At 42.1% G+C, this 12,649-nt stretch carries 17 protein-coding genes; 16 read left to right on the top strand and 1 reads right to left on the bottom strand.

The genetic code is table 11. From position 1 onward, the window contains the following. The first annotated feature begins 39 nt into the window (after positions 1 to 39). The 14 genes from spoIID (at position 40) to FHR85_RS05875 (ending at position 10,411) form a co-directional block, all read left to right on the top strand. Positions 40 to 1,020: a stage II sporulation protein D gene (spoIID, locus tag FHR85_RS05940; protein ID WP_243864175.1), complete on the top strand. Its 981-nt coding sequence runs from the start codon at positions 40 to 42 to the stop codon at positions 1,018 to 1,020. 67 nt (positions 1,021 to 1,087) lie between these two features. Then, positions 1,088 to 1,765: a M23 family metallopeptidase gene (locus FHR85_RS05935; protein WP_167261953.1), complete on the top strand. Its 678-nt coding sequence runs from the start codon at positions 1,088 to 1,090 to the stop codon at positions 1,763 to 1,765. Positions 1,766 to 1,856: 91 nt separating this feature from the next. Next, a complete protein-coding gene (locus FHR85_RS05930; RefSeq protein ID WP_167261952.1) occupies positions 1,857 to 2,075 on the top strand; it encodes a hypothetical protein in 219 nt (72 codons plus the stop codon). Between the two features lie 48 nt (positions 2,076 to 2,123). Next, positions 2,124 to 2,381 (top strand): sporulation transcriptional regulator SpoIIID, encoded by a 258-nt coding sequence (gene spoIIID / locus FHR85_RS05925; protein ID WP_167261951.1) that lies wholly within the window; start codon positions 2,124 to 2,126, stop codon positions 2,379 to 2,381. 149 nt (positions 2,382 to 2,530) lie between these two features. Continuing rightward, positions 2,531 to 2,920, top strand: a complete 390-nt coding sequence (locus tag FHR85_RS05920) for a MerR family transcriptional regulator (protein WP_167261950.1) — start codon at positions 2,531 to 2,533, stop codon at positions 2,918 to 2,920. Continuing rightward, positions 2,917 to 4,431 carry a class I adenylate-forming enzyme family protein gene (locus FHR85_RS05915; protein ID WP_167261949.1) on the top strand — a complete coding sequence of 505 codons (1,515 nt, stop codon included), beginning with the start codon at positions 2,917 to 2,919 and terminating at the stop codon, positions 4,429 to 4,431. Before FHR85_RS05920 ends, FHR85_RS05915 begins: the two co-directional genes overlap by 4 nt. Beyond that, the gene (locus FHR85_RS05910) at positions 4,428 to 6,074 is read left to right on the top strand and encodes an acyl-CoA dehydrogenase family protein (RefSeq protein WP_167261948.1); all 1,647 of its coding nucleotides are present in this window, start codon (positions 4,428 to 4,430) and stop codon (positions 6,072 to 6,074) included. The genes FHR85_RS05915 and FHR85_RS05910 overlap by 4 nt, the downstream gene beginning before the upstream one ends. Then, the gene (locus tag FHR85_RS05905) at positions 6,067 to 6,306 is read left to right on the top strand and encodes a hypothetical protein (protein ID WP_167261947.1); all 240 of its coding nucleotides are present in this window, start codon (positions 6,067 to 6,069) and stop codon (positions 6,304 to 6,306) included. The genes FHR85_RS05910 and FHR85_RS05905 overlap by 8 nt, the downstream gene beginning before the upstream one ends. A gap of 108 nt (positions 6,307 to 6,414) precedes the next feature. Then, positions 6,415 to 7,416 (top strand): rod shape-determining protein, encoded by a 1,002-nt coding sequence (mreB, locus tag FHR85_RS05900; protein WP_167261946.1) that lies wholly within the window; start codon positions 6,415 to 6,417, stop codon positions 7,414 to 7,416. A 33-nt stretch (positions 7,417 to 7,449) separates the two neighbouring features. Then, positions 7,450 to 8,271, top strand: a complete 822-nt coding sequence (locus FHR85_RS05895) for a flagellar hook-basal body protein (protein WP_167261945.1) — start codon at positions 7,450 to 7,452, stop codon at positions 8,269 to 8,271. Between the two features lie 27 nt (positions 8,272 to 8,298). Beyond that, complete coding sequence (locus FHR85_RS05890; RefSeq protein ID WP_167261944.1) at positions 8,299 to 9,123, top strand: flagellar hook-basal body protein; 825 nt, start codon at positions 8,299 to 8,301, stop codon at positions 9,121 to 9,123. 21 nt (positions 9,124 to 9,144) lie between these two features. Then, positions 9,145 to 9,528: a DNA-directed RNA polymerase subunit beta gene (locus FHR85_RS05885; RefSeq protein ID WP_243864174.1), complete on the top strand. Its 384-nt coding sequence runs from the start codon at positions 9,145 to 9,147 to the stop codon at positions 9,526 to 9,528. A 12-nt stretch (positions 9,529 to 9,540) separates the two neighbouring features. Beyond that, positions 9,541 to 9,981: a 3-hydroxyacyl-ACP dehydratase FabZ gene (fabZ, locus tag FHR85_RS05880; protein WP_167261943.1), complete on the top strand. Its 441-nt coding sequence runs from the start codon at positions 9,541 to 9,543 to the stop codon at positions 9,979 to 9,981. A 124-nt stretch (positions 9,982 to 10,105) separates the two neighbouring features. Further along, complete coding sequence (locus FHR85_RS05875) at positions 10,106 to 10,411, top strand: hypothetical protein (RefSeq protein ID WP_167261942.1); 306 nt, start codon at positions 10,106 to 10,108, stop codon at positions 10,409 to 10,411. A gap of 43 nt (positions 10,412 to 10,454) precedes the next feature. Here FHR85_RS05875 and FHR85_RS05870 read toward each other — a convergent pair whose 3' ends face one another. Continuing rightward, a complete protein-coding gene (locus FHR85_RS05870; protein ID WP_167261941.1) occupies positions 10,455 to 10,640 on the bottom strand; it encodes a YjfB family protein in 186 nt (61 codons plus the stop codon). Between the two features lie 198 nt (positions 10,641 to 10,838). On the opposite strand from FHR85_RS05870, the gene FHR85_RS05865 reads away from it, so the two are divergent. Continuing rightward, positions 10,839 to 11,327 carry a competence protein ComK gene (locus FHR85_RS05865; protein WP_167261940.1) on the top strand — a complete coding sequence of 163 codons (489 nt, stop codon included), beginning with the start codon at positions 10,839 to 10,841 and terminating at the stop codon, positions 11,325 to 11,327. 484 nt (positions 11,328 to 11,811) lie between these two features. Further along, positions 11,812 to 12,642, top strand: coding sequence for a TetR/AcrR family transcriptional regulator (locus FHR85_RS05860; RefSeq protein WP_167261939.1), 831 nt, complete (start codon positions 11,812 to 11,814; stop codon positions 12,640 to 12,642). Positions 12,643 to 12,649: the final 7 nt, after the last annotated feature.

The raw sequence follows: 12,649 nt of genomic DNA, 5'->3' as shown, positions 1-12,649 counted from the left end.
GGCTAATGATAGAGCCCGTAATTAAAGGAGGTTATATGGTTGCAAAAACAAAGCATGATGATTGCTATGATCCTAGTTGCTGTCATTGTAATGGTTCCGACAATGATTGTGTTACCTTTTCATGATACGCCAACCGAAGCCGCACCGCCGTCAAACGACACTAATGAACAATCCCAAGAAAATGAGAAGAGCGTTACGGTAAAAATTAAGCGTACCGAATCAGAACAAATTGAAGAACTCCCGCTAGAACAATACGTGACGCAAGTAGTCGCTTCAGAAATTCCTGCAGAGTTCGAAATGGAAGCTTTAAAAGCCCAAGCGCTAGCTGCGAGAACTTATATTGCCAATAAGATGGCGCACACTGAATCTGACCAAGCTTTTCATGTTAAAGATACGGTCGATGATCAAGTCTTCCATTCTGAAAAAGAATTACGTGACATGTGGGGCGTTGATTATTCAGACCACATGCAAAAGATAGAATCAGCCGTTCAAGCAACAGAAGGCGAAATCATTACTTATGATGGCGAACCCATTACCGCTGCATTCTTTTCGACAAGTAACGGCTTTACCGAAAATGCAGAAGATTATTGGCAAAATGAAATCCCTTATTTAAAGAGTGTTTCAAGTCCATGGGATGAAGCTTCTCCTGTGTTTAATGATCAAGCGATTCTTACCCATGCTGAAGTCGCTCAAAAATTAGGTTTACAACAATCTATATTAAATATATCGAATCTCACTCGGACAGAAAGTGGTCGAGTAGATACCGTTATGATTAACAATGAAACATTCTCAGGTCGCGAAGTGCGAGAACAATTAGGTTTACGATCAAACGATTTCAAAGTAGAAACAACAGCTGAGCACATCATCTTTAAAACAAATGGATACGGTCACGGGGTTGGCATGAGTCAATACGGTGCGAACGGTATGGCAAAAGAAGGCTCTACTTATAAAGACATTGTTCATCATTACTATCAGGATGTTTCTGTTGAACCGTTACAAACATTTGTCGCCACAAAATAGAAAATTTTTCATTTAACAGGTATATTCATCACCTTTTCCGGTCAGAATGGTTGCTGAGGTGATGAAAATGAAGGAAAGAAACATGTTCCGTGAGTCGAAGTGGAAGAAACTCACACGTCAACGCTGGTTTTACCCGACCTTGTACGTCACGCTCGTCGCGGTTGTTTTAGCAGGTGTACTCACGTTTCAATTTGTCGGTAATGACGAAGCTGAACGAGACGATGAGTTCAACTGGAGTGTCGAGCAAAATGATTTAGAAAATCAAGAAGCACAAGGTGGCGATGAAGCGGCTGAACCAGTTGTAGCAGAATCAGAAGATCTTGTCATGCCAGTGTTACTTGGTGACGATGTAGAAGTCATGACACCATTCTACGACACAGAGGCTTCAGCAGAAGAACAAGAAGACGCGCTCATTTTTTACAATAATCAGTACTACCAAAGCCAAGGCGTTGACATTACATCTCAAAACAATGAATCATTTGACGTGATCGCAGCTCTAAGCGGAACCGTCGTCTCAGTTGAAGAGGACGAACTTCTCGGCCAAACAATTGAGATCGAACACGACGAAGAACGCTCAACATTCTACGCAAGTCTTTCAGAAGTCTCAGTAGAAGAAGGCGCTGACGTTACTCAAGGTGAAGTCATTGGTCATTCAGGATCAAATGTTTATTCTGATGAAGACGTGACAAAAGTCCACTTCCGACTACTCGAAAACGGTGAACCCGTTAATCCACAATTCAAATAATGGAAGAGAAAGCCCTGCGAATGCGGGGCTTTTTCTTGTTTAACTGGCAATCTACTAAGAAAGTGCGACCGCGTTTGAATGATTGAATATTTTGCCGGATACAGCGAAACCTCTCACTCATACAGCGAAATTAGTGCCCGATACAGCGAAATCTCTCGCTTATACAGCGAAATCAGTGCCCGATACAGCGAAATCAGTGCTCGATACAGCGAAACTTCTCGCTTATACAGCGAAACCAGTCCCTGATACAGCGAAACTGATAAACATCCAACTTCCACCCATTAGCATAATCACACAAATCCGTGAATAAAATGTACCATCAACACCTTAAGTGTCAACACCTCAGGAGGCGAGTGATGTGCATGATTACATCAAAGAACGAACAATCAAGATCGCTGAGCATTTATTGGAAACACGTCAAACGGTCCGAGTTATCGCGAAGTCATTTGGCGTGTCAAAGAGCACCGTCCATAAAGATCTGACTGAGCGTTTACCTACGATTAATCCCGTCCTAGCCAAAGAAGTTGAATACGTGTTGCATTACCATAAGTCGATTAGACATTTGCGAGGTGGTGAAGCGACGAAAAAGAAGTACAGCGAGAAAAGTAGCGTCTAGTTTCTTGAGCCTGCCATAGTTAGACGAGGCAGGCTCGTTTTATGTGTCATGTTAGGACAACTTGTTTTAGAAAAATGATTGAACTTCACGTTAACGTCAATGTTAAACTTTAAATATAAGAATATTTTGAAAATAAAAGGAGGGTAAACATGACTCGCTATTCGATCTCGGAACTCGCTAACTATTTTAATGTCACAACTAGAACGATTCGCTATTATGAAGAAATCGGCCTGCTGAAACCAGAACGGAATGACAGTGGCTACCGTCAATTCACGAAAAAAGAAGTGACCCAGCTACAGCTCATATTTCGTGGTAAGAAATATGGTTTCAATCTAGATGAAATCAAAGAAATGGTGCTCTTATTCGACGAAGATCCGACTGGACGTGAACAGTTAAGACGCACGATCGAATATGGCGAGGGGAAGATTAGTGAAGTCGACCAACGAATTCATGAACTGCAAGCGATGAAAGGCGAAATGGAATCCTTGATGCAAGTGTTTTACGACGAATTAAATCAATTGGAGGAGGATGAATCATGAATCTATCTGAATTATTGGCCCATCAAGCACGTAAATTTCCCGAGCATGAGGCTTTAGTTGCGCAACAATCTCGTTTTTCTTATAAGCAGTGGGATGATTCGGTGAATGCCATTGCGAACAAATTAACGCAATTAGGATTTCAACCAGGTGACAAATTAATCATTCACATGCCGAATGTTCCTGAATTTATGATGCTATACATCGCAGTCATTCGTTTAAAGGGTATTGTCATCCCGATTAACGCCAAACTCACCCAGCCCGAGATGCAGTATATTATCGACCATAGTGAAGCGACGTATTTTGCGACGCATGAATTATTGTTTGATGAAGCGAAAGGTCTTGCGGATGAGAATTCGTTAACGTGGATTAAAACGGGTGATGCACACGGTAAATGGATGAGTTTTGCCGAATTATTAGAAGGCGACCCAACGCCAGTAACTTGTGATGCGACTGAGGATGATCAAGCGTCGATTTTATACACTTCAGGTACTACAGGGAATCCAAAAGGGGTTGTGTTTACGCATCGTAGCATTTTAACAGTCGCGACAATGATTTGTATCGAGATGCCGATGAATAAAGACAGTCGCGTACTTCACATGATGCCACTCAGTCACTCAGCGCCTTTGCATTTGTTTATGGCGGCTGGTTTATATGTTGGGGCGACGCATGTCTTAGCGCCGACTTTCACGCCAGATTTACTTCTGCAAATGGTATCACAAGAGAAGGTGACGCATTTCTTTGGTGCGCCCGTGGCTTATCTGATGACAGCGAAACATCCAGAAGTGAGCCAGTACGATTTATCCTCGATGGAATACTGGGTCTACGGCGGGGCGCCTCTTGGAGCAAATGAAGTACGATTCGTGCAAAAGGCGTTTGATACCGACCGGCTCATGTGTGTTTATGGCTTAACTGAAGCGGGACCGAATGGCACATTATTATTACCTGAAGAACATGATGAGAAAGCTGGAAGTATTGGCTCGCGCGCAGCGTTAAATTGCGAGATTCGTTTAGTTGATGAAAATGGTCAAGACGTTCAGAGAGGTGAGCCAGGCGAGATCATTTTGCGAGGAGAAGGAACGATGCAAGCTTATTATAAAGCCCCTGAGAAAACAGCTGAAACGCTCGTTGATGGCTGGCTTTATACAGGTGATATTGGCATGCAAGATGAGGACGGCTATTTCTGGGTGATCGACCGTAAGAAAGACGTGATCATCTCAGGTGGCGTGAACGTTTTCCCAACTGAAATTGAAAAGGTAATCATGCAGCATCCGAATGTCGATGATGTCGCAGTGATTGGCGTGCCACATGCTGAATGGGGCGAAACGGTGAAAGCATTTGTGGTAACGACGGAGGATGATCCAGCGATTGAAATGAGCTTAACCGAATTTCTCCAAGATCAACTCGCAAGCTACAAAATTCCAAAACTCTATCAAGTGGTTGATGCAGTGCCTCGAAATGCGACAGGTAAATTACTCCGACAACAATTACGTGAGGAGGTTTCGACATCATGACCGAACCGAATTTCTACCATGACGACTCTGTCATACAATCGATTTTACGAGAACAACTACCAGAAAACTTGTATCAATACGCGGACCAAGCGCTAACAGAATTCGGAGAGCGTGTGGCGACCGACATTGACGAACGTGCAGCCCATACCGATCGAACGGGTCAGCCACAATTAATCAAGTACGACAAATGGGGCAATGACGTCAGTCGTATTTGGGTGAATGAAGGCTACAAGCAAACCGTTGACGAAACGTACCGAACTGGGATCGTCGGTTACGTGCATAAACCGATTCCTGAACTGGGTCAACCAGGAAATTACGCCTATTCCTTTGCGCAAGGCTATTTATTATCTCAGTCCGAACCTGGGTTTTATTGTCCAGTCACCTTAACCCAAGCGACCGCATATTTACTTGATCATTACGCCGATGATCACGTCCGCGAGCGCTTTCTACCGCATGTGCTTGCAACAGGCGACACAGAACTTTACGAGGGAGCGACTTTTTTAACCGAACGCCAAGGTGGATCAGATGTTGGCGCGAATGTCGTTGAAGCGGTTCAAGAAGGTGATCATTATCGAATTACCGGTGAAAAATATTTTGCTAGTAATGCCGGCATGTGTGGCGTGGCCATGGTGCTCGCCCGAATTGAAGGCGCTGAATCTGGGACGAAGGGATTAAGTTTGTTCTGTGTGCCTTGGGAAGAAAATCGTGAAGCGGGGCAGCTATCTGTGCGTCGCTTAAAAGACAAACTCGGCGTGCGCGCGGTACCATCAGCGGAAGTGGAATTCGACGGGGTGACGGCTTACCTGGTCGGCGATGCTTCGCAAGGTTTCAAATATATGATGGAAGCCCTTAATCTATCGCGTGTTTGTAATACGGTAGCATCGCTCGGGATTATGCGCCGTGCATACCGTGAAGCGCGGGATTACGCTTTTTCCCGAGAAGCGTTTGGCGGTCGACTCGTCGATTATCCAATGGTCCAAGAAACCCTCGTGAATCTAGCGGTGAAATGGGAAGTCGAGATGCGTGCGTCATTCGAAATGATTCAATTATTCGACCGAGTGATGCCGAAAGGATGTGAGCCGAGTGAACATGACCAAGCGATGCTCCGTCTGTATATCGCTTTATTGAAAAAAGAAACCGCTGACCAATCAATTGCTTTTGCTCATGAAGCGATTGAGATGCACGGCGGAAACGGCTATATAGAAGACTTTGTCACACCAAGATTACTGCGCGATGCCCAAGTGTTAACTGTTTGGGAAGGAACAGCGAATATTTTAGGTTTAGAAGTTTTGCGGTTAATGAAAAAATACCGTGTGCACGAGGCATTTTTGAGAGAAATGAGTGAACGATTAACTGCTATGACAGGTAAAGTCGCAGAGATTGCCGAACCTGTCGTTAATGCAGTAGAGCAGCTTCGAGCTAAACTCGGAACGCTGGCAGAGAGAGATGAATCCCTGATGCTTAAATATCCGAAGCAAATAACAGACGACATGACACGGATTTATGAAGCAGTGGTCGCGCTTGAAGCAGTGGACGATGCGCGTAGCCTAGCTGTTGCGGAAGTTTATGTGCATAACACGTTCCAGCCTGAGGACGTGACGGATCTCCATTTACGTCATTTTGAGACGATTGTTGGTGAATGATACAGCGAAATCGCTTCATGATACGGCGATCAATCACCCGAATACAGCGAAAACCCCACATTATACAGCGAAAAACAACACAGATACAGCGATTTTTCTGCTTCATACAGCGAAAAACAGTACTCATACGGCGAAATCAGAACCACATACGGCGAAACACCTCAATCAAAAACAAGAGCACTTGCTACGGCAGGTGCTCTTGTTTTTATCATATAGTAAATTGTCACAATGATACGAAAAAGGGCATGACATGATAGGAAAATAGTGATAAAATGATAGAATAGAATTAATGTATATAAAACGTGAATATATAGGAAAAAAGCAGGGGGAGCGAGGTTACATGTTTGCAAGAGATATCGGGATTGACTTAGGAACGGCGAACGTATTGATTCATGTTAAAGGTAAAGGGATTGTGTTAGACGAGCCATCTGTTGTTGCAATGGATAAAAACACGGGCAAAGTCTTAGAAGTCGGCGATGAAGCGCGCAAAATGGTCGGTCGTACACCAGGAAATATTGAGGCTATTCGTCCACTTAAAGATGGTGTGATCGCTGACTTTGACGTGACTGAAGCGATGTTACGCCATTTTATTGAAAAAATTAATGTACGTGGCATGTTTTCAAAACCGCGCATTTTAGTATGCTGCCCAACAAACATAACAAAAGTCGAACAAAAAGCGATCAAAGAAGCGGCTGAGAAATCAGGCGGTAAGAAGATCTACTTAGAAGAAGAACCGAAAGTTGCGGCAGTAGGCTCTGGTATGGATATTTTCCAACCAAGCGGAAATATGGTCGTCGATATCGGTGGCGGTACGACGGATGTTGCAGTCCTCAGTATGGGTGATATTGTCACATCCCAGTCGATTAAGATGGCTGGTGACACATTTGACCACGAAATTTTGCAGTATATCAAACGCAAATATAAATTATTAATCGGTGACCGAACAGCTGAAGATATTAAGATCAATGTTGGCACGGTTTTCCCAGGTAATCGTAATGAATCCTTAGACATTCGTGGACGTGACTTAGTTTCAGGCTTACCGAGAACCATTACGGTACATTCTGAAGAAATCGAAGAGGCATTACGAGAGTCAGTTTCGATGATCGTACAAGCAACGAAAACCGTTCTCGAAACAACTCCACCAGAATTATCAGCTGATATTATTGACCGCGGTGTCATTATTACAGGTGGCGGTGCGCTTACAGACGGTATTGATCAACTGCTTGCAGAAGAATTGAAAGTTCCTGTCTTTATTGCGGAAGAACCAATGAACTGTGTCGCACAAGGAACAGGCATTATGCTTGAGAATATTGATAAGTTACCGAAAGACAAAATTGTTTAATCTTAATCAAGATTTTCTTAGAGGAGGAACACCATGCTAAGAGGGTTTAATGCAGCCGGAGCTGGTATGATGGCTAACCAACGTCATCAAGATTCACTCAGTAATAATATGTCAAACGCTTTAACACCTGGGTTCAAACAAGACCGTTCAACATTTCGAGCGTTTCCAGAAATGCTAATCCAAAATGTAGAATCTCGTGATGTTCCGACTGAAAACGGCTTACAACTTCCGTTTCAAAATACAGTTGGTACGATTAACTCTGGCGTTTATATGCAAGAAGATGTCCCACTACAGACGCAAGGTGATATCCGTCAGACAGGCCTATCAACGGATTTAGCGATTCAAAATGGCGATATGCCAGATGAGAACGGCTCAGTCTTTTTTGAAGTCCAAAACGAGGATGGCGATGTCCGTTTTACACGGAACGGCAATTTTACAGTTGATGGGGAAGGCTTTTTGACGACGAACCAAGGTCATTATGTCTTAGATGAAGACGGCGATACCATTCAAACGGGAACGGATCAATTCGAGGTAACAGAAGATGGTGAAGTGATTTCACCGTTTGATAACACGTTGATTGGTATGGCTTATCATGAAAATACGAATGATTTTGTGAAAGAAGGCGACAATCTTTTTGCGAATGAAGGAGATGTAGCAGCTGTGGACGCACGTGCTGCTGATGGTGTTGGCTTTCAAATTCAACAAAACCATTTAGAAGAATCGAATGTGGATGAGCAACAAGTGATGGCAGATATGACACGCGCTCACCGCATGTTTGATATGAACCAACAAGTCGTGAAGACATTTGACACAAGTATGGAATTAGCAGCGAACCAGATTGGTCGTTTACGCTAATCGCCAGTAGAGGAGGCGTTTTAAACCATGCGTAATATGTATAATGCAGCATCAACAATGAATCAGCTGCAACAACGAATCGATTTAACATCGAATAACTTAGCTAACATGGACAATACCGGTTACAAAGCACGCCAAGCCGAATTTTCATCACTCTTACATAACCAAGTGGATAATGTTGCGGGTCACGACGCTGATTCACCTCGTTTAACACCAGATGGCATACGCGTTGGGTCTGGTGCAGGTCTAGGCAATATTAATATGAACATGGATTCAAGTTCTGCTCAAGAAACTGGGCGAGCACTAGACGTTGCGATTCAAAACGATAACCGCTTTTTCGTTATTAATGGACCAGGTGAAGAAGGCGGGGTAGAAGAACGCTTCACACGCGCGGGTAATTTTTATTTGTCTGAACAAGAAAACGGTGATATGATGTTAACGACAAATGCAGGTTACCCTGCGAATGGTGAAGATGGTGCCGTCGTTCTCGATGGTGGTTTTGACGATGTTTCAATTAATGAAAATGGTGAAGTTGAAGTCACACGTGGTGGTGAAACAGCAGTAGAAGACACAATTGAAGTGGTCGATATTGCTAATTCACGCATTTTAGAACCTGTTGATGAGAACTCATTTTCCATTAATGAAGCAGAACTTGGCCAACCGATTGAAGATGTCGTCGCAGGTGTCGCACCAGATGAGGCGAACTTGATGACCCGTTCTTTAGAATCATCGAATGTCAACATGGGTCAGGAAATGACGCAAATGCTTGAAGCGCAGCGAGCTTATCAATTTAACGCCAAGTCATTGACGATTGGTGATCAAATGATGAGTTCGATTAGTAATATGAGATAGAGTGAGAATTGAGGTAGGCTTATGGCTTCGGAAGAAAAAGATCAACAACAGTCCAGGCAAATCAAAGGGACTAAAAAGTATAATCCTAAACCTAAACAGACGAATGAAGATCAGCATATGAAAGAAGACCAAACGGCTAAAACAGATGATCAATCGAATAATCAAGAAAAATCACAACGCAAAGCAGCCAAAGAGGAAAAAAAGAAAAACAAGAAGAAACGTAAAGGTCGTATACGTTACTTGCCTGTTTGGGTCCGCTTTTTACTCGTGATTATCTTAGCGATTGTTGCTGCCATTTTAGGTCTAGTAGTAGGTTACGGGGTTGTTGGTGAAGGTGAAGACCCAAGTAGCGTATTAGATCCAGATTTATGGCAAAACATGTATGATTACATTCGTGGTAAGTAAGAGGAGGCCATTATGTTAGATATCGAACAAATTAAACGTATTCTCCCGCATCGTTATCCTTTTTTATTAGTCGATCAAGTTACTGAATTGTCTGAGGGCGAACGAGCTGTCGGGTATAAAAATGTGACTGCAAATGAGCCATTTTTCCAAGGGCATTTCCCGAATTACATGGTCATGCCAGGTGTCTTAGTCGTTGAAGCGTTAGCTCAAGTCGGTGCTGTTGCAATTTTAAATCTTGAGCAAAACCAAGGTAAACTTGGTATGTTTACAGGCATCGACAAATGCCGTTTCAAGCGCCAAGTTAAACCAGGTGATACGCTGAAATTGGAAGTTGATCTTGTGAAGTTGAAAGGCCCAGTCGGAAAAGGAAAAGCTGTCGCATCAGTTGACGGTGAAGTCGCATGTGAAGCTGAAATTATGTTTGCGATTGTCGACCCAGAAGAGGACTCATAATTATAACGACTTAAACCACCATGATGAGCATGGTGGTTTTTAATTCAACAAAAATCCTTATTTTATAAATAATTTCCTATCGTTTACACATACTACCCTTAAAATGTTTATGGGAGGTTTATGTATGGAAAAACAATGGAAGTTATTATTGGTTTGTATCATGTCGATTTCTCTATTCACAGGGTGTGGTAATTCAGAAGATGAACAAAATGGTGGCACAGATGCCCCTGAAGAAGAGTCAGACATGCAGCAAGAAGGCGAAAATGATGACGAGAATAAGGATCAAAATAAACAAGAAGGTGAAAATGGCGACGGAAGTGGCAACGGCAATGGCAGTGGAAGCGGAACTGGTGAGGAGAACCAAAATGGTGGACAAGGTGAATCTGACCAGATGCAAGATGAGATGGATGGAGAAAACGAAGAAGAATAAACGAAAAGGTCCGAAGCTAATGCTTCGGACCTTTTCTTCTTCATTAACCTTTTAAGTCAATACTTTGACCTAAATTAGGGTGAGAAGGGACTTGGCTTGACTCAACCAGCTTGTTGAACGCTTCACCTTGTTGTTCCATCTGGTCTTTCATTTTACTAGCCAATCCAACGTCAAATTGTTGTTTTGCTTGCATCGTACTCATCGCAATTGATGCTCCAGCTACATCCATAAACTCACCTCACATTTCTTATATATAATATCGGACAATTTGTAGAAAACTTAAAGTCGACAAAATAATTGTTTTATTTTGACAACTTTAGTCGAAAAGTTCCACTTTTTGAATTAGTATAGTAATATAAAGTTGTTTTCACCATTTGTTATCGTTTTTTGCTTAATGAGTCTAAATTAAACCATGAAGGGAACAAGCATGATGAAAAATATCAGAAAATTGAATAATTACATTATCACTGAAAATACTATGGTTATAAAACATTTCGGAGAGTCGACTTATAAAAGTTGGATTTACGAACGTCATACCGAATACTTATGCCAACAAACACCCGAGGAAATCCTAGATGAATCGTGTAAACGCAAAGGTATAACAACCTACGATGGACGTAAAAAAGCGGTAGCAGATGTGCTCCGGAGTAAGACGAAACTTCCAATTCCAATTGAAATCAATAGTCACAGCATTTTTATGCCCACCACTATGAAGCAACGTGATCGATGCGATTGGTTTTCATACCAATACGCCCTCGACATCAAACCTAGCGCAAAAGGTGATTTTTTCAAAACAATCGTCTTAACAAATCGTAAAGAAGTTGATTTAGAAATCACAGTCTCAACTTATAAGAAACAAATGCAGCATGCTGGATCACTAATTGGATATTTCAACAAAAAAGATGATATAAGTTAAATTAATAGTATTGCTACAAAACTAAACGAAGGACGATAACAATAATAAGAATTGCAGCGGATTGCCTGGCAACCGCTGCTTTTTTAATTGTTGATACTTTTATGAATAGAGTAGGTCGAAATAAAAGATCGAGTTCCGGCAAAAATGGGCGTTCTCGGAAATAAAAGAGCGACTCACATCATAAAAGAGCGTTCTCGGAAATAAAAGAGCGACTCACATCATAAATGAGCGCCATCCAAATTAAACGAGCGACTCGCATTATAAATGTGCGCTCTCCCAATTAATTGGCCGATTCACAAAATAAATGAGCGCTACCCCAATTAATTGAGCGCACATCCACTGAATTAAAAGAACTTCATCCCAAACAATAACTCTCATACAATTGTCATAATATAATCAAGACTTTAGTCTTGTTTCCACAACATGTATTTGATAAAGTGAAGAAGTGACTGACTGGTCATTCTATAGTAAAAGGGATGATAGCATGCAAGAGAAGAAGCGGATGATTATTGAAGCGAGTATTGATTTATTCGCAGAACGAGGCTTCCATGAGACGTCTGTTCAGCAGATTGTTGATGAGGCGCAGGTCGCGAAAGGCTCGTTTTATAATTATTTCACATCCAAAAATGATTTATTACGTGCGATTTATGATTATTATTATACGCAAATTGAGGAAGCTATGGCTGAGGAAACAAGGCAAGCTTCGAATGCAATGGATTCCTTTACATACCAATTGGACGTTGTGTTTCACTTTTTGCTGAGTCATAAAGCGCTGATTCAAATGGTCCTGAAAGAACAAGTTCCGATTGACCGGGATATGGAATGGTTCATGACAGAGGTGAAACAGCAGCATTATTACTGGCTCGAACAAAATATTCAAGCCATTCAAGGTGAAGCCATTAAACCGTATTTATACGATGTTGTTGTCATGACGGACGGATTAATTCATAGTTATATGAATTGGTTACTTATTGACGAAAATGCGATTGATCTTAATCAACTCCCGCACTATTTGACGAAACGGATCTATAAAATTTGCCAAGATGTTATTAGTGAAGGGGAGCCAACACCGATCAAGCAGACACCGCAGTTTTTAACTGACGAATCGCTACTGGTCGCAACGGTTCGGCAATACATTTTAAACCTTGATCCAAAAGACCGGCCAGAAGCGTCACGTGTTTTAACAGCCATCGAAAATGAATTAAACAAACCAGAACCAGAATCAGTCGTCATTGATTCGCTATTAATTAATTTAGAACAATACGACGCGATTCGTGATGATATTCAAGAACTACGAGAGAAACGAAAGGGATAGAGGTGTT

The organism is Alkalibacillus almallahensis (assembly GCF_011761495.1).
GTDB lineage: Bacteria > Bacillota > Bacilli > Bacillales > Alkalibacillaceae > Alkalibacillus > Alkalibacillus almallahensis.
This window is presented reverse-complemented; position numbering and strand designations above follow the sequence as displayed.

Bases quoted from the DNA above. Each gene is read 5' to 3' on its own strand.
- FHR85_RS05935 (WP_167261953.1), top strand. From the start codon at position 1,088: ATGAAGGAAAGAAACATGTTCCGTGAGTCGAAGTGGAAGAAACTCACA.
- FHR85_RS05920 (WP_167261950.1), top strand. From the start codon at position 2,531: ATGACTCGCTATTCGATCTCGGAACTCGCTAACTATTTTAATGTCACA.
- FHR85_RS05915 (WP_167261949.1), top strand. From the start codon at position 2,917: ATGAATCTATCTGAATTATTGGCCCATCAAGCACGTAAATTTCCCGAG.
- FHR85_RS05910 (WP_167261948.1), top strand. From the start codon at position 4,428: ATGACCGAACCGAATTTCTACCATGACGACTCTGTCATACAATCGATT.
- mreB (WP_167261946.1), top strand. From the start codon at position 6,415: ATGTTTGCAAGAGATATCGGGATTGACTTAGGAACGGCGAACGTATTG.
- FHR85_RS05895 (WP_167261945.1), top strand. From the start codon at position 7,450: ATGCTAAGAGGGTTTAATGCAGCCGGAGCTGGTATGATGGCTAACCAA.
- FHR85_RS05890 (WP_167261944.1), top strand. From the start codon at position 8,299: ATGCGTAATATGTATAATGCAGCATCAACAATGAATCAGCTGCAACAA.
- FHR85_RS05885 (WP_243864174.1), top strand. From the start codon at position 9,145: ATGGCTTCGGAAGAAAAAGATCAACAACAGTCCAGGCAAATCAAAGGG.
- fabZ (WP_167261943.1), top strand. From the start codon at position 9,541: ATGTTAGATATCGAACAAATTAAACGTATTCTCCCGCATCGTTATCCT.
- FHR85_RS05875 (WP_167261942.1), top strand. From the start codon at position 10,106: ATGGAAAAACAATGGAAGTTATTATTGGTTTGTATCATGTCGATTTCT.
- FHR85_RS05870 (WP_167261941.1), bottom strand. From the start codon at position 10,640: ATGGATGTAGCTGGAGCATCAATTGCGATGAGTACGATGCAAGCAAAA.
- FHR85_RS05865 (WP_167261940.1), top strand. From the start codon at position 10,839: ATGATGAAAAATATCAGAAAATTGAATAATTACATTATCACTGAAAAT.
- FHR85_RS05860 (WP_167261939.1), top strand. From the start codon at position 11,812: ATGCAAGAGAAGAAGCGGATGATTATTGAAGCGAGTATTGATTTATTC.